The 18,444-nt window shown below is 68.5% G+C and carries 17 protein-coding genes; 6 read left to right on the plus strand and 11 right to left on the minus strand.

Annotated features, from left to right (window positions below; genetic code table 11):
• Window positions 1–6: 6 nt before the first annotated feature.
• Window positions 7–1,149, plus strand: coding sequence for a glutamate 5-kinase (proB, locus tag DTPSY_RS03825; RefSeq protein WP_012655755.1), 1,143 nt, complete (start codon window positions 7–9; stop codon window positions 1,147–1,149).
• Between the two features lie 46 nt (window positions 1,150–1,195).
• Here proB and DTPSY_RS03830 read toward each other — a convergent pair whose 3' ends face one another.
• A complete protein-coding gene (locus DTPSY_RS03830) occupies window positions 1,196–1,885 on the minus strand; it encodes an RNA pyrophosphohydrolase (RefSeq protein ID WP_012655756.1) in 690 nt (229 codons plus the stop codon).
• A gap of 90 nt (window positions 1,886–1,975) precedes the next feature.
• Here DTPSY_RS03830 and DTPSY_RS03835 point away from each other — a divergent pair, with 90 nt between their 5' ends.
• Window positions 1,976–3,721: a proline--tRNA ligase gene (locus DTPSY_RS03835; RefSeq protein ID WP_011804290.1), complete on the plus strand. Its 1,746-nt coding sequence runs from the start codon at window positions 1,976–1,978 to the stop codon at window positions 3,719–3,721.
• Entirely contained in the window at window positions 3,718–4,398 is a 681-nt protein-coding gene (locus DTPSY_RS03840; RefSeq protein WP_041838789.1) for a lytic transglycosylase domain-containing protein, read from the plus strand. The genes DTPSY_RS03835 and DTPSY_RS03840 overlap by 4 nt, the downstream gene beginning before the upstream one ends.
• An 85-nt stretch (window positions 4,399–4,483) precedes the next feature.
• On the opposite strand, the gene paeA is transcribed toward DTPSY_RS03840, so the two are convergent.
• The 5 genes from paeA to hemA form a co-directional block, all read right to left on the minus strand.
• A complete protein-coding gene (gene paeA, locus DTPSY_RS03845) occupies window positions 4,484–5,800 on the minus strand; it encodes a polyamine export protein PaeA (protein ID WP_012655758.1) in 1,317 nt (438 codons plus the stop codon).
• A 178-nt stretch (window positions 5,801–5,978) separates the two neighbouring features.
• The gene (gene grxD / locus DTPSY_RS03850) at window positions 5,979–6,308 is read right to left on the minus strand and encodes a Grx4 family monothiol glutaredoxin (RefSeq protein ID WP_011804293.1); all 330 of its coding nucleotides are present in this window, start codon (window positions 6,306–6,308) and stop codon (window positions 5,979–5,981) included.
• A gap of 54 nt (window positions 6,309–6,362) precedes the next feature.
• Window positions 6,363–7,205: a peptide chain release factor N(5)-glutamine methyltransferase gene (gene prmC / locus DTPSY_RS03855; protein ID WP_012655759.1), complete on the minus strand. Its 843-nt coding sequence runs from the start codon at window positions 7,203–7,205 to the stop codon at window positions 6,363–6,365.
• A gap of 57 nt (window positions 7,206–7,262) precedes the next feature.
• Window positions 7,263–8,366: a peptide chain release factor 1 gene (prfA, locus tag DTPSY_RS03860; RefSeq protein WP_012655760.1), complete on the minus strand. Its 1,104-nt coding sequence runs from the start codon at window positions 8,364–8,366 to the stop codon at window positions 7,263–7,265.
• Between the two features lie 112 nt (window positions 8,367–8,478).
• Complete coding sequence (hemA, locus tag DTPSY_RS03865) at window positions 8,479–9,789, minus strand: glutamyl-tRNA reductase (RefSeq protein WP_012655761.1); 1,311 nt, start codon at window positions 9,787–9,789, stop codon at window positions 8,479–8,481.
• A gap of 74 nt (window positions 9,790–9,863) precedes the next feature.
• On the opposite strand from hemA, the gene DTPSY_RS03870 reads away from it, so the two are divergent.
• Window positions 9,864–10,142, plus strand: a complete 279-nt coding sequence (locus DTPSY_RS03870; RefSeq protein WP_012655762.1) for a hypothetical protein — start codon at window positions 9,864–9,866, stop codon at window positions 10,140–10,142.
• Between the two features lies 1 nt (window position 10,143).
• Here DTPSY_RS03870 and DTPSY_RS03875 read toward each other — a convergent pair whose 3' ends face one another.
• A complete protein-coding gene (locus DTPSY_RS03875; protein WP_012655763.1) occupies window positions 10,144–11,046 on the minus strand; it encodes a LysR substrate-binding domain-containing protein in 903 nt (300 codons plus the stop codon).
• A 117-nt stretch (window positions 11,047–11,163) separates the two neighbouring features.
• Here DTPSY_RS03875 and DTPSY_RS03880 point away from each other — a divergent pair, with 117 nt between their 5' ends.
• Both DTPSY_RS03880 and DTPSY_RS03885 read left to right on the plus strand, forming a co-directional pair.
• The gene (locus DTPSY_RS03880; RefSeq protein ID WP_012655764.1) at window positions 11,164–12,150 is read left to right on the plus strand and encodes a tripartite tricarboxylate transporter substrate binding protein BugE; all 987 of its coding nucleotides are present in this window, start codon (window positions 11,164–11,166) and stop codon (window positions 12,148–12,150) included.
• Window positions 12,151–12,160: 10 nt separating this feature from the next.
• Window positions 12,161–13,054, plus strand: a complete 894-nt coding sequence (locus DTPSY_RS03885; RefSeq protein ID WP_012655765.1) for an N-formylglutamate amidohydrolase — start codon at window positions 12,161–12,163, stop codon at window positions 13,052–13,054.
• Between the two features lie 72 nt (window positions 13,055–13,126).
• Here DTPSY_RS03885 and DTPSY_RS03890 read toward each other — a convergent pair whose 3' ends face one another.
• From DTPSY_RS03890 to ugpE, 4 genes are all read right to left on the minus strand, one after another.
• The gene (locus DTPSY_RS03890) at window positions 13,127–15,649 is read right to left on the minus strand and encodes a DUF3772 domain-containing protein (RefSeq protein WP_012655766.1); all 2,523 of its coding nucleotides are present in this window, start codon (window positions 15,647–15,649) and stop codon (window positions 13,127–13,129) included.
• Window positions 15,650–15,747: 98 nt separating this feature from the next.
• Complete coding sequence (gene ugpQ, locus DTPSY_RS03895; protein ID WP_012655767.1) at window positions 15,748–16,497, minus strand: glycerophosphodiester phosphodiesterase; 750 nt, start codon at window positions 16,495–16,497, stop codon at window positions 15,748–15,750.
• Window positions 16,498–16,522: 25 nt separating this feature from the next.
• A complete protein-coding gene (locus DTPSY_RS03900) occupies window positions 16,523–17,530 on the minus strand; it encodes a sn-glycerol-3-phosphate import ATP-binding protein UgpC (RefSeq protein WP_012655768.1) in 1,008 nt (335 codons plus the stop codon).
• A gap of 63 nt (window positions 17,531–17,593) precedes the next feature.
• The gene (ugpE, locus tag DTPSY_RS03905) at window positions 17,594–18,442 is read right to left on the minus strand and encodes a sn-glycerol-3-phosphate ABC transporter permease UgpE (RefSeq protein WP_011804304.1); all 849 of its coding nucleotides are present in this window, start codon (window positions 18,440–18,442) and stop codon (window positions 17,594–17,596) included.
• Between the last annotated feature and the right edge of the window lie 2 nt (window positions 18,443–18,444).

Below are 18,444 nucleotides of genomic sequence, written 5' to 3' on the forward strand. Positions count from 1 at the left end.
ATAAAAATGGTGTCCAGTGTATTGCGCGACGCGCGTCGCATCGTGGTCAAGGTAGGGTCCAGTCTCGTCACGAATGAGGGACGGGGGCTGGACGAGGTGGCCATTGGGGAGTGGTGCCGCCAACTGGCAGCGCTGGTGCGGGGGCAGGGGGGCGAGCCGCGCGAGGTCATCATGGTCTCCAGCGGAGCGATCGCCGAAGGCATGAAGCGCCTGGGCTGGAGCAGCCGCCCCGGCGAGATCCACGAACTGCAGGCCGCTGCCGCCGTGGGACAGATGGGGCTGGCGCAGATGTACGAGACCAAGCTGCGCGAGCAATCCATGGGCAGTGCGCAGGTGCTGCTGACCCATGCCGACTTGGCGGACCGCGAGCGTTACCTGAATGCCCGCTCCACCCTGCTGACGCTGCTGCGCCTGGGCGTGGTGCCGGTGATCAATGAGAACGACACCGTAGTCACCGATGAGATCAAGTTTGGTGACAACGATACTCTGGGGGCTCTCGTCGCCAACCTCGTCGAAGCCGACGCGCTGGTGATCCTGACCGACCAGAAGGGGCTGTACACCGCCGATCCGCGGCGCGACCCGCAGGCGCAGTTCGTCCACGAGGCACAGGCTGGCGATGCGGCGCTGGAGGCGATGGCCGGCGGTGCGGGCTCCAGCATCGGCAAGGGCGGGATGATCACCAAGATCCTCGCGGCCAAACGTGCGGCGGGCTCGGGTGCCTCCACCGTCATCGCATGGGGGCGGGAGCCGGACGTGCTGCTGCGGCTGGCCCGGGGCGAATCGATCGGCACGTTGCTCGTGGCGCAGACGCAGAAGAACCAAGCGCGCAAGCAGTGGATGGTGGACCACCTTCAACTGCGCGGCTCCGTGACGGTGGATGCCGGCGCGGCGGCCAAGCTGCGCGAGGACGGTAAGAGCCTGCTGCCGATCGGCATGGTGGCGGTGGAGGGCGACTTCGTGCGCGGCGATGTGATCGCGGTGCGCGACGCCGGCGGCACAGAGATCGCCCGTGGTCTCGCCAACTATGCGAGCGCCGAGGCGCGCCTGCTGTGCCGCAAGCCTTCCGCAGAGTTCGAGCGCCTGCTGGGGTACGCGGCCGAGCCGGAGATGGTTCACCGCGACAACATGGTGGTGCTCGGCGCGCGATGACGCTTAAGAAGGGTGCGTCTTGCGGACGCGTGCCTTCTTACACACGCTAGGCGTCCAGTGGTTTCTTGGGGACGGGCAGGGTAGGCAGCGCCTCCAACGGCGCTGGCACGCTGTTTTGCGGGTCAGGGTCGAAGCTGGCGCCCGGAGGCAGTTCCATCCCGGGCTTGACCAACAGTGAACTGGTACGGGCCAGGGAGGCTTGGCCGCTGCTCTCGTGCTCGCGCGTACGCATGCCGCTGCGCAAATAGCGGTTGCGCTGTTCGTGGCGCGGCAGAAAACGCGCCAGTTCAGTCAGCGCCATCTCATATACGCCTCGCTTGAACTCGACCACCACGTCCAGCGGAACCCAATAATCGTTCCAGCGCCAGGCGTCGAACTCTGGATGGTTGGTGGCGCGCAGGTTCAGGTCCCAGTCGTGCCCCAGCAATTGCAGCAGGTACCAAATCTGTTTCTGACCCTTGTAGTGTCCGCGTGCATCGCGGCGGATGAACCGGTCTGGCACCTCGTAGCGCAACCAGTCCCGCGTACGGGCAATCACACGCACCTGGGGCGGCAGCAGTCCTACCTCTTCGTGCAGTTCCCGGAACATGGCCTGCTCGGGGGTTTCTCCGCGGTCGATGCCGCCTTGAGGGAACTGCCAGCTATGGGTGCGTATGCGCTTGCCCCAGAATACCTGGTTTCTCTGGTTGAGCAGGATGATGCCGACATTTGGGCGGAATCCGTCCCGGTCGAGCATAATCTAACCCCAAATTTTTAAAACTGCGGTCATTATGCACGCTACCTCGCGTGCGGCAAGCGCACCCGCCCCAGTTGTCAAGCCCGTTCGATGAAAGCTTCCCAATTTTTCATTTCCACCTTGAAAGAGGCGCCTGCCGACGCCGAGGTTGTCAGTCACCAACTCATGATGCGCGCAGGCCTCATCAAGAAGTTGGGTGCCGGGATTTACAACTACATGCCCATGGGCCTGCGCGTGATCCGCAAGGTGGAAGCCATCGTGCGCGAGGAGATGAACCGCGCAGGTGCCGTGGAATGCACCATGCCCGTGGTGCAGCCCGCCGAGCTGTGGCAGGAGACTGGGCGCTTCGACAAGATGGGCCCCGAGTTGCTGCGTATCCACGACCGCCATGGGCGTGACTTCGTGATCCAGCCCACCAGCGAGGAAGTGGTCACTGACATCGCACGCCAGGAACTGCGCAGCTACAAGCAGCTGCCCAAGAACCTCTACCAGATCCAGACCAAGTTCCGCGATGAACGCCGCCCGCGCTTCGGACTGATGCGCGGGCGCGAATTCATCATGAAGGACGCCTACAGCTTCGACCGTGACCAGGCCGGCGCCAAGGCGAGCTACCAGGTGATGGCGCAGGCCTATCGCCGCATCTTCGACCGCTTTGGCCTGCGCTACCGCGCCGTGGCGGCGGATTCAGGCGCCATCGGTGGCGACTTGAGCGAAGAGTTCCAGGTGATCGCCGCCACGGGTGAGGACGCGATCGTCTACTGCCCCGCCAGCGATTACGCGGCCAACATGGAAAAGGCCGAAGCGCTGGCCCCCGCGGGCGCGCGTCCCGCGGCCAAGCAGCCGCTGACGGTGACACCCACGCCTGGCAAGAGCACCTGCGCGGACGTGGCCGAACTGCTGAGCGTGCCGCTGAGCACTACGGTGAAATCGCTGGTGCTGGCCACGGACGAAACCGACGCGGCGGGCGAGATCATCCGCAGCCAGGTCTGGCTGCTGCTGCTGCGCGGTGACCACGACATGAACGAGATCAAGGTGGCCAAGGTGCCGGGCCTGGACGCGGGTTTCCGCTTTGCCACCGTGGCCGAGATCGCGGACCACTTTGGCTGCAAGCCGGGCTACCTGGGCCCGCTGAACCTACAGAAGCCAGTGAAGCTGGTGGTGGACCGCGACGTGGCCGTGATGGCCGACTGGATCTGCGGAGCCAACCAGGAAGGTCACCACATCACCGGCGTGAACTGGGGCCGCGACCTGCCGGAGCCCGACATGGTGGCCGACCTGCGCAATGTGGTGGCTGGCGACCTGTCGCCGGACGGCCAGGGGGAACTTGCCATCGAGCGCGGCATCGAAGTCGGCCATGTGTTCTACCTCGGCACCAAGTATTCCAAAGCCATGAATGCCACCTTCCTCGGCGAAGACGGCAAGCCCGCCTTCTTCGAGATGGGCTGCTACGGCATTGGCGTCACGCGCCTGCCGGCAGCGGCCATTGAGCAGAACCATGACGAGCGCGGCATCATCTGGCCCGACGCCATCGCCCCGTTCACCGTGGTCATCTGCCCCGTGGGCATGGACCGCAGCGAAGCCGTCAAGGCACAGGCCGAGTCGCTGTACGCCGACCTGCTAGCCGCCGGTGTGGACGTGATCCTGGACGACCGCGGCGAGCGCCCGGGCGCCATGTTTGCCGATTGGGAACTGATCGGCGTGCCCCATCGCGTGACCATTGGCGACAAGAGCCTCAAGGAAGGGCAGGTCGAATACCAGCACCGCCGCGATGCATCTGCCACCAAAGTGGGCGTGGCGGACATCCTGGCGCATGTGAAGGAACGGCTGGCAGCATGAACGCGGCGGGAGGTGGTCCAATGACCGACGAACGGCAGGGCCGGCTGTCGCGCCGCACCTGCCTGGCTTCGCTGGCGGCGGGGCCGGCTGCATGGCTGGGCGTGGCTGCACCTGCGCATGCGGGGAGCCAGCTGGAGGAGCCGTTGATCGATTCCGTGCGCACCGCGCTCAGCTCCGCCGTGGCAGACCTGGCACCGCCCGAGCCGCTATTTGCCTCCACCGAGGCACGCCTGCTGTATCTGCGCTGGCTTGGCACCATGAGCGACCGCCTGCGCCGACGCAAGCCCGAATGGGAAGTGCGCCGCGACTTCCTGCAGACGGTGTGGTACGAGTCCAAGCGCTCGGGGCTGGATGTGTCGCTGGTCATGGGCCTGATCCAGGTGGAGAGCGCATTCCGCAAGTTCGCCGTCTCTCCGGTGGGTGCGCGCGGCTATATGCAGGTGATGCCATTCTGGACCCGCGTGATCGGTGACGGCGACCCGGGCAAGCTGTTCCACATGCAGACCAACCTGCGCTTTGGCTGCGTGATCCTGCGCCACTACCTCGACCGCGAGCGGGGCGACCTGTACATGGCGCTGGGCCGCTACAACGGCAGCCGGGGCAAGGCGCCGTATCCGAGCGCCGTGTTCGCAGCGCAGCGCAACTGGTTCTTCCAGGAGCGTACTTCGGACGCCTGATCTACCGTCGGCCAGCGGGCCATACCGCGTCTTGCGGATGGCCACACACGCCGGCTGGTGCGGCCCTTGTCAGCAGCGCCGCCCCTTATTCAACGGGCAGCACTGGTTTGGGTGCGCCTTCCAGCCTTGACACCATCACCTGGTCGATGCGATAGCTGTCCACGTCCAGCACTTCGAACTTGTAGCCCCCGAAGGTCACGCTGTCGGTGCGGCGCGGCACCCGGCGCAGCATCACCATCAGAAAGCCCGCCAGGGTCTCGTACTCATCGGCGTGCGGCAGCTCGTCCAGGCCCAGGGCGTGCAGCACGTCGGACACGGGCGTGGTGCCGTCGATGAGCCAGGAATTCTCGTCGCGACGCACGATCTGCTCCTCATCCGCCGGGCCCACCAGGTCACCCATCACCGTGCTCATCACATCGTTGAGTGTGACCACGCCCACGACCAGGCTGTATTCGTTGACGATGACGGCGAAGTCCTCATGCACCTGGCGGAACTGCTCCAGCACTTCGGCCAGCGACAGCCGGTCCGGCACGATGAGCACCTTGCGTACCAGGCCCTCGTCGGCCAGCGAGATGGGTTGGTTGTTCAGCACGCGCTGGAACAGGTCCTTGGCGTCCACGTAGCCGACCACGTGGTCGATGTCGCCTTCGCACACGGGGTAGGTGGAAAACGGCTCGGCCGCAATGCGTGCGCGGATCACCGTGTCGGGATCGTCGCGCAGGAAATAAGCCACGCGGTCGCGCGGCGACATGCTGCTCGCCACGCTGCGCGTGTCCAGCTCGAACACGTTCTCGATCACCTGCTGCTCGCGCGCGGCCAGCACGCCGGCGCGCGCGCCGGCTTCCATCATGGCCAGGATGTCATCGGAGGTGACGCGGTCGTCGCGCAGCGCGTTCATGCCCAGCACGCGGAACAGCAGGTCCGCGCAGCGGCTGTACAGCCATACCACGGGCCGCAACAGCGCCATGGTGGCCTGCATGGGCGCCACCACGCGCAGCGCCAGGCGCTCGGGCTCCGCCATGCCCATGCGTTTGGGGAACAGGTCGGCAAACAGGATGAACAGCGACGTGATGACGGTGAATGACAGCAGGAAACCCGCCGTCTGCGCATGCGAGGCGCCCAGCCACATACCGAAGAAGCCGGAGAAGTGCGGGCTCAAGGTGCCTTCGCCCACGATGCCGCCCAGCACGGCCACGGCGTTCTGGCCGATCTGTACGGCGGTGAAATAGTCGCCCGGGTTTTCCTGCAGCCGCAGCACGCGGTCGGCGCGGTGGTCTCCCTCGTCGGCCAGCTGGCGCAGCCGCAGGCGGCGCGATGCCGCAAGGGAAATCTCGGCCAGCGAGAAGAAGGCACTGGCCCCGATGAGGGCGGTGATGACGATCAGGCTTTCGGACAAAGGCATGGAGCGAGGATGCAATGCCGCGCGCCTGTCGTGCAGCGGGGTGTGCCAAGCACGCAGGCACGGGGCCAGGTGCCGCCAAGTGTAGCGGGCCCGCGTGGCGGGGCGCTGCGCGCGCCGGCGGACATAAAAAAACCGCCCGGTGTGGGCGGTTGGTCCATTGGCGGCAGGACGCGGCGCTTCAGGCGGCGTCGCCGGTGCCCAGCACCTGCTGCAGTTCACCGGACTCGTACATCTCCATCATGATGTCCGAGCCACCGATGAACTCACCCTTCACGTAGAGCTGGGGGATGGTGGGCCAGTGGCTGTAGTCCTTGATGCCCTGGCGGATTTCCTGGTCGTCCAGCACGTTCACGGTGGCGATGTTCTTGGGGTCCACGCCGCAGGCCTTGAGGATCTGCACGGCGCGGCCCGAGAAGCCGCACATCGGAAAGCTGGCGTTGCCTTTCATGAACAGCAGAATGTCGTTGGTCTTGACCAGTTGGTCGATGCGTTGCTGGACGTCGCTCATGGGGTTCTCCTGAAGGGGGGCGCCCTGGGGCAGGGCGGCGATGGGGGGATTATTTCACTGCGGGGCGCCGCCGGGCATTGACCCGCCGGAGCATCGGGCTATGCCGGCCAGATCGTGGCGGCTTTGCACCTGGTCAAAGCCTGCGTCGCGCAGCAGTGCTTGCACGGCCTCGGCCTGGTCCCACCCATGCTCCAGCAGCAGCCAGCCGCCGGGCGCCAGCCGCGCAGGCGCCTGCGCCACGATGGTGCGGATGTCCTCCAGGCCGTCGGCGCCGCTGGCCAGCGCGGACAGCGGCTCATGGGTGAGCGCGGCCAGGTGCGGGTCCTGCGCGGCGATGTAGGGCGGGTTGCTGACGATGGCATCGAACGAACCGTCCACCCCATGCAGCCAGTTGCCTTGGATGAAGCGCACGGGCAGGCCCAACTGCCCGGCATTGGCGCGGGCCACGGCCAGCGCGTCGGCGCTGGCGTCCACGGCCAGCACCTGGGCGTCGGGGCGCTCATGCTGCAGCGCCAGGGCGATGGCCCCGCTGCCCGTGCCCAGATCGGCCACGCGCGGCGCGGCGCGGGTGGCCAGCACCTCCAGCGCCCACGCCACCAGTGTCTCGGTGTCCGGGCGCGGGTCCAGCACGCGTGCGTCCACGGACAGTGGCAAGCCCCAGAACTCTTTGCGCCCAAGAAGGTAGGCCACGGGTTCTCCCTTGGCCCGGCGCGCGCACAGCGCGGCGTACTGTTCCATGGCCGCCGCGGGCAGCGTGTCGCCGTCGTGCGCCAGCAGCCAGGCGCGGTCGGTCGGCGCGCGCCCCAGCACATGCAGCAGCAGCATCTGCGCGTCGATGCGCCCCAGCCCTTCGGCTTGGGCCTGGGTCAACGCCTGGGCCAGCGTGATTGAAGGCATGGGTGCTTCTCTATGGATAGCTGTTGGCGCTTGCTGTGTGGGCGCTAGAGGCCAAAATCACTCCAAACCCAGTTCGGCCAGCAGCTCGGCCTCGCGCGCATGCTGCAGGGCCTGCAGCACCTCGCCCAGGTCACCTTCCATGATGGCCAGCAGCTTGTACAGCGTGAGGTTGATGCGGTGGTCGGTGAGGCGCCCCTGCGGAAAGTTGTAGGTACGGATGCGGTCGCTGCGGTCGCCGCTGCCGATCAGCCCCTTGCGCAGCGCGGCCTCCTTGGCGGCGCGCTCGCTGCGTTCCTTTTCCTGGATGCGCGCCTGCAGCACCTGCAGCGCCTTGGCCTTGTTGCTGTGCTGGCTGCGCCCGTCCTGGCACTCGGCCACGATGCCGGTGGGGAGGTGCACCACGCGCACGGCCGAGTCGGTCTTGTTGATGTGCTGGCCGCCCGCGCCGCTGGCGCGGAAGGTGTCGATGCGCAGGTCCGCCGGGTTCAGCGTGATGGCTTGGTGCTCGTCGGGCTCGGGCATCACCGCCACGGTGCAGGCGCTGGTGTGGATGCGGCCTTGGGTTTCGGTGGCGGGCACGCGCTGCACGCGGTGGCCGCCGGATTCGAACTTGAGTGCGCCGTACACACCGCTACCGGAGGGGCCCGTACCGGGCTGGCCCTCGATGCGCAGCACCACTTCCTTGTAGCCGCCGATTTCGCTCTCGTTGGCACTCATGACCTCGACCTTCCAGCCCACGGTGGCGGCGTAGCGCGTGTACATGCGCGCCAGGTCGCCCGCGAACAGGGCGGATTCGTCGCCGCCCGTGCCGGCGCGGATTTCGATGAAGGCGTTGCGCTCGTCGTCGGGGTCTTTGGGCAGCAGCAGGCGCTGCAGCTCGTCCTCCAACTGCACGAGTTCGGTCTCTGCGGCGTGGATTTCCTCCTGCGCCATCTCGGCCATGTCGGGGTCTTCCAGCATCTCCCGCGCGCCGGCCAGGTCGGCCTCGCGCTGCTGGTAGCGGGCGTAGCGGCCCGCGACCTGGGTGACCTCGGCGTGCTCGCGCGAGATGCTGCGGTACTGCTGCATGTCCGCCATGATGTCTTCGCGCGAGAGCAGGAAGTCGAGTTCCTGCAGGCGTTGCGCGTAGCGTTCCAGCTGGCTGCGGAGAAAGGGTTTCATCAGGGGTGTGAAAGAAGGGTTTTGCTACCAGTCTGGTAGCTGCTTGCGCTTGTCTGGTAAGCGCGGTAGGCCGATGGGGCTTATGAAGTCAGGGGTGCGCGAGCGGGCGCCGCTACAGACCGTTTTTGCTGTGCGAGCGCAGGAACAGGCGCGAGACGGCCTGTGCGGTCTGGGCGCGTGCTTCGGCATCGCCCGCGCGCAGCTCGGCCATGGTGCCGTGCAGCATCTTTTGCGTGAGGCCGCGCGACAGCGCCTCAAGCACGGTCTCGATGTCCTCGCCCTTGGCCAGGCGCTTCTTGGCGCGGGCGATCTCCAGGGCGCGCCATTCGTCGGCCTGGGAGTTGAGTTGCTGGATCAGCGGCACCACGCCGCCGTTCTGCGCGGCGGGGCTGCGCAGCTCCATCCAGTGCACGAAGCTCTGCACGCCCGCGTCGATGATGGCCTCGGCCTGCGCCACGGCGGCCTGGCGATGCGCCTGTGCCGTCTGTACCACGCTGGCCAGGTCGTCCACGGTGTACAGGTACACGTCTTCGAGCTGCTTGACCTCGGGCTCGATGTCGCGCGGCACGGCCAGGTCCACCATGAAGATGGGGCGGTGGCGGCGCTTTTTCAGCGCGCGCTCCACGGCGCCCAGGCCAATGATGGGCAGCGTGCTCGCGGTGCAGCTGATGACCGCGTCGAACTCGTGCAGGTGGTCGGGCAGGTCGGCCAGGCGCATGACCTCGCCGCCAAAGCGCGTGGCGAGCTTTTCGCCGCGCTCCAGCGTGCGGTTGGCGATCGTGATCTGCTGGGGCGTCTTGGCCGCGAAGTGCGTGGTGCACAGCTCGATCATCTCGCCCGCGCCCACGAACAGCACGCGGATCTTCGTCAGGTCTTCGAACAACTGGCCGGCCAGTCGCACGGCCGCGGCGGCCATGCTGATGCTGTGCGCGCCGATGTCGGTGCTGGTGCGCACCTCCTTGGCCACGGCAAAGCTGCGCTGAAAGAGCTGGTTGAGCGTGGTGCCGAGCGCCCCTGCGCCTTCAGCGGCGCGCACGGCGTCCTTCATCTGGCCGAGGATCTGGGCCTCGCCCAGGACCATGGAATCAAGCCCGCTGGCCACGCGGAAGGCGTGGCGGGCGACGAGGCCGTTTTCCAGGCTGTAGGAGTGCGAACGCAGCAGCGCGGGGCTCACGCCGCCGCTGTGGGCCAGCCAGTCCAGCGTGTGGTCCAGCGCCGGGGCCTCGGCTGCGCAGTAGATCTCGGTGCGGTTGCAGGTGGAGATGATGGCCGTCTCCACGCCCGGGTGGCGGCCCGAGGCGCTGGACAGCGAATCGCGCAGCCCGTGCAGCGTGGGTGCGATCTGGTCCAGGGCGAACGCGAACCGGCCCCGCAGATCGAGCGGAGCGGTGTGGTGGTTGATGCCGAGGGCCCAGACTGCCATGGGGTGGGATTATAAAATCCGCCGCGCACTCAGGCAGGCCACCGCGCCAATGGCTTGATCTGCATCATGACTCCATGGACCTGCTGCTCGCCCTCAACCATCTGCTGAACTTCACCGCACCCGCGCTGGCGGTCGCCGTGCTGCTGGTGGCATGCAGCCATGTCTTTATGCGAAAACTGGCCAGAGCGCACGGCTGGATTGCGCCAATAGCTATCAACTTTGTAGTGGGGTGTTGCGTCCTCGTGGCGGGGTTGGTGCTGCTGGGGCGCGACGGCCGCATGGCCACCTACGCCGGCTTGGCGGCGGCCTGCGCCACCAGTCAGTGGTTGCTGCTGCGCGCCTGGCGCGGCTGATTCAACTCCCGCCCTGTCCGCACGCCTGCGCCAGCAGCCAGCCGCGCAGGTCGTCCAGGGCCGGATTGGGCGCGCGCCCCGTCGGAATGCACAGGTGGTAGCCGCGGTCCAGCAGCACGGGGTGGTCGATGGCGATGGCGATGCGCCCGGCGGCCAGCTCCGGCTCCACCAGCGCGCGCTGCACCACCGCCACGCCCAGCCCGGCGATCACCGCCTGCACCAGCAGCGACACCAACTCGAAGTCCGCCGCCGGCGTGAGCGGCCCGTGGACACAGCCCACACCGGCGAACCAGTGCGCCCAGTTGTCCGGGTAATTCGTGTGGAACAGCAGCGGCCGCGCGAGCAGGTCGGCCGGTGCGCGGATGGCCTGGGGCCCCTGCAGGTCGGCTGGGCGGCAGATGGGTACCAGCTCGCGCCCCACCAGGTAGTCGGCCGCGATGCCCGCGGGCCAGTCGGTGCGGCCCACGCGGATCCAGGCATCGATCTCAGGTGCGCTCAGAGGGTCGTCGCGCCGGTAGGGTGCGAACGACAGTGCGATGCCGGGGTGGCGCGCGTGGAAATCGGGCAGGCGCGGGATCAGCCAGTGGCTGAACAGCGTGGGCGCCACCGACAGGCGCAACTGGCGCGGGTTGCGCCGCGTGCGCACGGCCAGCGTGGCGGATTCGATGGTGGCGATCGACGGGCCCACGGCCTGCAGGTAGTCGGCCCCCGCGCGCGTGAGCACGCTGCGCCGGCCCTCGCGCGCGAACAGCGCCACGCCCAGGTGCTCCTCCAGCCGGGCGATGGCGCGGCTGATGGCGCCCTGGGTCACGCTGAGTTCATCGGCCGCCTGCGAGAAGCTACCCAGCCGCGCCGCGACGGCAAAGGCGTGCAGTTCGGGCAGCGACGGCGAGTGGATGCGCATGGGCGGTCGATTGATGAGTGTTGGTAATGGATTGCCGCCATTTTGTCGCTTTTCGTAAACGCGGGGGCGCTCAAGAATGGGGCTGCCCCCATTCATTCAAATACCGAGGAGATCCCCATGGCACTGCGCCGCACCCTGCTGTCCACCCTGGCCGCCTGCGCCGCCGCTGCGGCCTTCGCACCCCTGGCGCACGCCCAGGCGGGCGACTACCCCAACCGCCCCATCAAGCTGATCGTGCCGTTCGCGCCCGGCGGCTCCACCGACATGGTGGCCCGCCTGCTGGCCGACAAGATGGGGCCCATCCTGGGCAAGGCCGTGGTGGTGGACAACAAGGGCGGAGCCGGCGGCTCCATCGGCGCAGACGCCATCGCCAAGGCGGCACCGGACGGCTACACCATCGGCATGGCCACGGTGAGCACCCACGGCGCCAACCCCGCCATCTACGCCAAGCTGCCGTATGACGCGGTGAAGGACTTCGCCCCCATCACCAACGTGATGAGCGTGCCCAGCGTCTTCGTGGTGCACCCCAGCGTGCCCGCCAAGACCATGCAGGAGTTCGTGGCGCTGGCCAAGGCCAACCCCGGCAAGTACACCTTTGCCTCGCCAGGCACGGGCTCGCTGGGGCATGCCAACATCGAGAACTTCATGAACCTGGCGGGCATCGACCTGCTGCACATCCCCTACAAGGGCGCGGGCCAGGCCGCGACCGATGCGCTGGCGGGCCAGGTCAACGCGATGACGGACAACCTGCCCTCCACGCTGGCCAACATCCAGTCGGGCAAGCTGCGCCCGCTGGCCGTGCTGGCCTTGAAGCGCAGCCCCGTGCTGCCCGACGTGCCCACCTACACCGAGCTGGGCTACGCCGGCATGGGTGACGGCGGGTGGTTCGGCCTGGTGGCGCCCGCGGGCACGCCTAAGGAGATCATCGCCAAGCTGAACGCCGCCGCGCACAAGGCCATGGCCATGCCCGACTACCTGGAGAAGCAAAAGAGCATCTCCGGCGAATCCATGGCCAACACGCCCGCGCAGTTTGCCAAGCAGATCGACGCCGCCATCGCGCGCTACACGGCCGTGGCCAAGCGCGCCAACATCAAGCTGGACTGATGGTGCGCCTTTGACTGCGTTGCATGACGACCTGAGCCCCCGGCCGGACACTCCGGTCGAGGTCTGGCAACCCACGGGGCAGCCGCTGCCGCTGGTGTGCGACTCGCCCCACAGCGGCACGGCCTACCCCGACGATTTCGGCCACGCCGTGCCGCTGGCGCTGCTGCGCCGCGGCGAGGACACGCACGTGCACCGCCTCTGGCATACCGCGCCCGCGCACGGTGCCACGCTGATCGCCGCGACCTTCCCGCGCACTTACATCGACGTGAACCGGGCAGACAACGACCTGGACCCCGCGCAGATCGACGGCGCGTGGCCCGTGCCGCTCGCCCCCGGCCCCAAGACGCGCCAGGGCCTGGGCCTGGTCTGGCAGCAGATCAGCAAGGACGGGGTGGCCACGCCGCTGTATGCGCGTGCGCGCACGGTGGCCGAGGTGCAGCGGCGCATCGAGGGCTACTGGCGCCCCTACCATGCGCAGCTGCAGCAGGCGATCGACGCGAGCGTGCAGCGCTTTGGCCGCGTGTGGCACCTGAATTTGCATTCGATGCCCAATGACGTGTACCGGCGCCTGGGCCGCACGGACGCGCCGCCGCTGGCCGACTTCGTGCTGGGCGACCGCGACGGCACCACCTGCGCGCCCGAGTTCGTGCACCTGATCGCCGAGCAGCTGCGCGGCTTTGGCTACAGCGTGGCGCTGAACGAGCCCTACAAGGGCGTGGAGCTGATCGGCCGTATCGGCCAGCCGCAGCTGGGGCGCCACAGCCTGCAGATCGAGATCCGCCGCCCGGTGTACATGGACGAGGACACGCGTGCGCCCAACGCCGGCTTTGCGCCGCTGCAGCAGCACCTGGACCAGTTGCTGGGAGTGGTGGCGGGTTATGTGCGGTCGCAGCTGCCGGTTTGAAGCAAAATTGGCCTGTAGCGCTTGTCTGATAAGCGCTAGCAGCTATTGAAACAGGAGCGAATCGGGCTCCGTTCAGACGCGCTCCGACAGCGGCGGCGCTTCCTGGGCGGCGTCGCGCGGCGCCTGCGCCACCGAGGTGGTGGCTGGAGGCGACAGCGACAGGCCCGCATCGCGCAGCGCCTCCAAAATGGCGAACAGCACGTCGCTGCGCACGCCTCCCGCGTTGCGCGGGCTGCTCACGTAGCCGATCGCCAGGAAGGTGAGCGTGCCGCTCTGGATGCCTTCCAGCGTCACCGATGGCGCGGGGCTCTCCAGGATGTCCTCGTGCGCATGAAAGGCCTGCAGGATCAGCTCGCGCATGCGCCGCGCGTCGGTGTCCAGCGGTGCGGGCAGGCGCAGCAGCACCCGGCCCTGGGCGCTGCCCAGCGTCATGTTGCGCACGGTCTTGGTGATGAATTCCGAGTTGGGCACGATCACCGTGGAGCGGTCGCCCAGCTGGATCTCGGTGGCGCGCACGTTCACGCGGCGCACGTCGCCCTCGGTGTCGCCCAGCACCACCCAGTCGCCCACCTTCACCGGCCGCTCGGCCAGCAGGATCAGGCCCGAGATGAAGTTCTGCACGATGGCCTGCAGGCCGAAGCCGATGCCCACCGACAGCGCGCTCGCCACCCAGGCGATGCGCTCCACGCTGATCCCCAGGCCCGCCAGCGCCACGGCGATCACTACCACGCCGCCCACGTAGCCCAGCAGCGTGACGATGGAGCTGCGCATGCCCGGCTCCAGCGATGTGTGGGGGAAATAGCGGTCGCTGAGCCAGCGCTTGACGATGCGTATCGCCAGGAAGCCCGCACAGATCACCGCCAGCGCCGTGAGCAGTGCCTGGGGCGCCAGCGTGAAGTCGCCGATCTGCAGGTTGTGGTCCAGCTTGCTGCCGCGGCGGAACAGCTCGTCCGGGTTGGTGCCCAGCGGCGCCATCAGCGCGATCGCCATGTAGAAGAACAGCGCCACACGCAGCACGCCGGCCAGCAGCACCGCGGCCTGGTCCAGCAACTGGGCGTCGATGGCCAACGCGGCGTGGATGCGCGCGCCCAGGCCGCCGTGGGAGGAGAGCAACGCGTCGCACAGGTCGTCCACCAACTGCATCAGCAGATAGGTGGTGGCAAACACCACGCCCGACCACACCATCTGCCGCGCCAGCGTGCCGCCCAGCGCCACGAAGCCCAGCACCACGGCCAGCGCGGCCGCGGCCGCGGCAAGGCCCGCGCTGGCCAGGATCAACCCCACCCAGAGGGGGCGGCCCGCCTTCTCCGCGGGTGCCGCGTCGGTGGCGCCATCGGCCGCGTCCGCTGCCTGGGGCGTTGCCCGCAGCCGGCCCAGCGCGACGGCCACCGTCACCGACAGCAACACCGCGGACACGGCGTGCACCAGCACTTCGGCCGCCAGGCTGGCGCCCACGATGGCGTTGACCTGTGTGACCAGCCCGCCCAGCGCCGACAGTGCCGCGATCCACCACGGGAAGGGGCTGAGCCGGCGGGCGAGCGCGTCGGAGATGGGCAGCAGCCGCCAGGAACTGCGCCGGCGCGATAGCAGTGCGTGCCCCAGCGTGATGACGAAGGTGGCGTAGGCCGCGGCACGCAGGCTGGCCTGCTGCACGGCGCGCACGTCCTCGTCCAGCACGCCGCCGAGCTTGACCCCGCTCCACGCGAGTTGCAGCGCAGCGCTGACGATCAGCACGTTTGCCACCACCGCCGCCGCCGCCAGCAGCGTGCGCCGCAGCCGGGTGGCCGGCAGCCGCGCGGGCAGCGCGCGCACCAGCACACGCTCCGCCAGCCAGGTGCCCCCCACGGCCAGGGCGACGGCCAGGGCCAGGTAACCCAGGAAGGTGCCGCGGCGCGGCGAGTCCAGCGTGGCCTGCACGGCGCGGCGCAGGTTGGCGCCCAGCGCCTGCAGCCGCGCACTGTCGCCGGGCGCAGCGTAGCGCAGGCTGCGCCAGAAGGCGGGGGCCAGTGGCGAATCGACGCGCGTTGTGAGGGCCGCCTGGAACAGCGCGCGCCGCTGGCGCCCGATCTCCGCGCTGCGCTGCTCGGCATCCACTGCCACCAGGCGGGCGAGCTTGAGTTCCGCATCGATCACGCCGCGCTGCTTGTTCAGCGCGGTGCGCTGCTCGGCCACGTCGGGCGCATCCGCGGGTGCGCCTTTTTCGGGCGTGGGGCCCAGGCCTTCCAGGCGGCGGTCCAGGTCCGCCAGGTCGCTGGTGCGCTGGGCCACCACGCGCTCGGCCGCCGTGCCGATGGCGGCCACCTCGGTCAGCAGCTTGCGGCCGTCGTCCTCCTCGCCGAGCTTTGCGGGAATGGCGTCGAGCTGCTTGCGCAGTTCGTCCACCGAGGGCAGGGGGGCGTTGTCCTCACCCAGCGTGTCCACCGCGCTGGCCGCGGCGGAGGCGGGGGCCGCAGCGGGCCGGGTCTGGGCAAGGGCGGGCGTGCCGCCCAGCCACAGGCAGCAGGCCAGTACCAACCACTGCCAAAGGTGGCGTGCGCTCTGCGGGGGGAGACGGCGGCGCAGCGGGCGCGCGCCGGTGCGGGAAAGGCGATGCATGCGCGCATTGTCCGCTGCCGAGCGGCCCCGGCCTTGCCAGACGGCAGCGCGAGCGGCGTGCCCGGCACCGCCCGCCGGCGTGGACGGGTGGCGCCGCGTCAGGCCCCGGCGGGGCTGAACAGGTCCACGCGGTCGGTGATGATGCCGTCGGTGTGCAGCGCCAGCAGCCGCTGGGCGGCCCAGTCGTCGTTCACGGTGTAGCTCAGGGCGCGCATGCCGGCCAGGTGCACTTCGGCCACGGTGGCGGCGCTCCACAGCGCATGGTTGCAGACCACGGCCACGCAGCCCCACTGGCGCGCGGTGTCCAGCCAGCCGTCATGCAGTTGGTCCAGCAGCAGGCCGCGTGGCAGATGCGGCGCGGTCTCGCGCGCGCCGGCCAGCGCCTGCGGTTTGAACGAGGTGAGCAGCGGTGGCACGCTCTGGCCGTGCCACAGGCGTGCCGCCAGCGCGGCCACGGCGCGGCCGGTTTCGGCTTCGGTACCGGGCGTGGGCTTGATCTCGATGTTGAGGAAGTGGCCGTTGGCGATGCACCAGCGCGCCAGGTGCTCCAGCGTGGGCAGCGGCTCGCCCGCGTACGTGCGCGAATGCCAGGCACCGGCGTCCAGCTGGGCCAGCGTGCCCCAGGGCTGATCGCCAGCGGTGCCGTGGCCGTTGGTGGTGCGCTCCAGCGTGGCGTCGTGCAGCAGGAACGCCACGCCGTCGCTGCTCAGCTTGGCGTCGCACTCGAACATGCGGTAGCCGTGCTGCGCGCCCAGGCGGAAGGCGGCCAGCGTGTTCTCGGGCGCCAGCTTGCCGGCGCCGCGGTGGGCGATCCAGCGGGGGTAGGGCCAGGCGGAAGGTGTCGTCATGCGCGGTGCTCCAGGCGGTCGGGTGCTACAGGCGCTTGCCGGTGCCGGCATCGAAGGTGTGCAGGCGGTGGGCGCGCGGCGTGACGTGGATGGTGTCGCCCGGCTGTGGCGCGGGGGCGCCTTCCTCGATGCGCACGATGAGCTGTTCGTCGCCCACGCGGCCATACACCAGGCGCTCGGCGCCCAGCAGCTCCACCGTCTCTACCTGCACGGCCCAGCCGCCGTCGGCGGTGATGTCCAGGTGCTCGGGGCGGATGCCCAGCGTGGTGCCGGGCTGGGCGCCCGGCGCGTGGTTGAGCAGGTTCATCGGCGGCGAGCCGATGAAGCTGGCCACGAAGGTGGAGGCCGGTGTGTGGTAGACCTCCTCGGGCGTGCCGAACTGCTCCATGTTGCCGGCGTTCATGACGATCATGCGCTGCGCGAGCGTCATGGCCTCCACCTGGTCATGGGTCACGAACAGGCTGGTGATGCCCAGTTCGCGGTGCAGCTTCTGGATTTCGATACGGGTCTGCGCGCGCAGCTTGGCGTCCAGGTTGGACAGCGGCTCGTCGAACAGGAACACCTGGGGCTGGCGCACGATGGCGCGGCCCATGGCCACGCGCTGGCGCTGGCCGCCCGAGAGCTGGCGCGGCTTGCGCTCCAGCAGGTGGCCCAGCTCCAGGATCTTGGCGGCCTTGTCCACGCGCGCCTTGATCTCGTCCTTGGCCACCTTGGCGATCTTCAGGCCGTAGGCCATGTTGTCGAACACGCTCATGTGCGGGTACAGGGCGTAGTTCTGGAACACCATGGCGATGTCGCGCCTGGCGGGCTCCAGGTTGTTGACCACGCGCTCGCCGATGGCGATGGTGCCGCCGGTGATTTCCTCCAGGCCGGCCACCATGCGCAGCAGGGTGGATTTGCCGCAGCCCGAGGGGCCGACGATGACGATGAACTCGCCGTCCCGGATCTCGGCGTTGACGCCGTGGATCACGGGCACGATCTGCTTGCCGCTGCCGTAGTGCTTGACGACGTTGGTGAGGGTAAGGGATGCCATATGTGCTATTTAATCAATAGCTGTTTGCGCTTGAAGGGTGGACGCTACAGCCGGTTTTGATGTTTATTTCTCGGTGTCGACCAGGCCCTTGACGAACCACTTCTGCATCAGGATCACCACGGCCGTGGGCGGCAGCATGGCAACGATGGCGGTGGCCATCACGATGTTCCAGTCCACGGCGGCCTCGCCGCCGGCCAGCATGCGCTTGATGCCGATCACCACCGGGTACATGTCTTCGGAGGTGGTCATCAGCAGCGGCCACAGGTACTGGTTCCAGCCGTAGATGAACTGGATCACGAACAGCGCCGCGATCGAGGTGCGCGACAGCGGCACCAGCACGTCCTTGAAAAAGCGCATGGGCCCGGCGCCGTCGATGCGCGCGGCCTCCACCAGCTCGTCGGGCACCGTCAGGAAGAACTGGCGGAACAGGAACGTGGCCGTGGCCGAGGCGATCAGCGGCAGCGTGAGGCCGGCGTAGCTGTTGAGCAGGCCCAGGTCTGCCACCACCTTGTAGGTGGGCAGGATGCGCACTTCCACCGGCAGCATCAGCGTCACGAAGATGGCCCAGAAGCACAGCATCTTGAACGGGAAACGGAAGTACACGATGGCGAACGCCGACAGCAGCGAGATGGCGATCTTGCCCACGGTGATGACCATGGCCACCACGAAGCTCACCCACATCATGTGCACCACGTTGGTGTTGGAGCCCAGCTTGCCCGAGCCGAACAGCGCGGCCTGGTAGTTCTCCCACAGGTGGCTGCCCGGCAGCAGCGGCATGGGCGACTGCACGATGGCATCCGCCGTGTGGGTGGAGGCCACCAGCGCCAGGTACAGCGGGAAGGCCACGATGGCCACGCCGAGGACCAGCACGGCGTGCGAAATGAAATTGAGCCAGGGGTTACGGTCGATCATGG

The sequence above is a fragment of the [Acidovorax] ebreus TPSY genome, from assembly GCF_000022305.1.
GTDB lineage: Bacteria > Pseudomonadota > Gammaproteobacteria > Burkholderiales > Burkholderiaceae_C > Diaphorobacter > Diaphorobacter nitroreducens.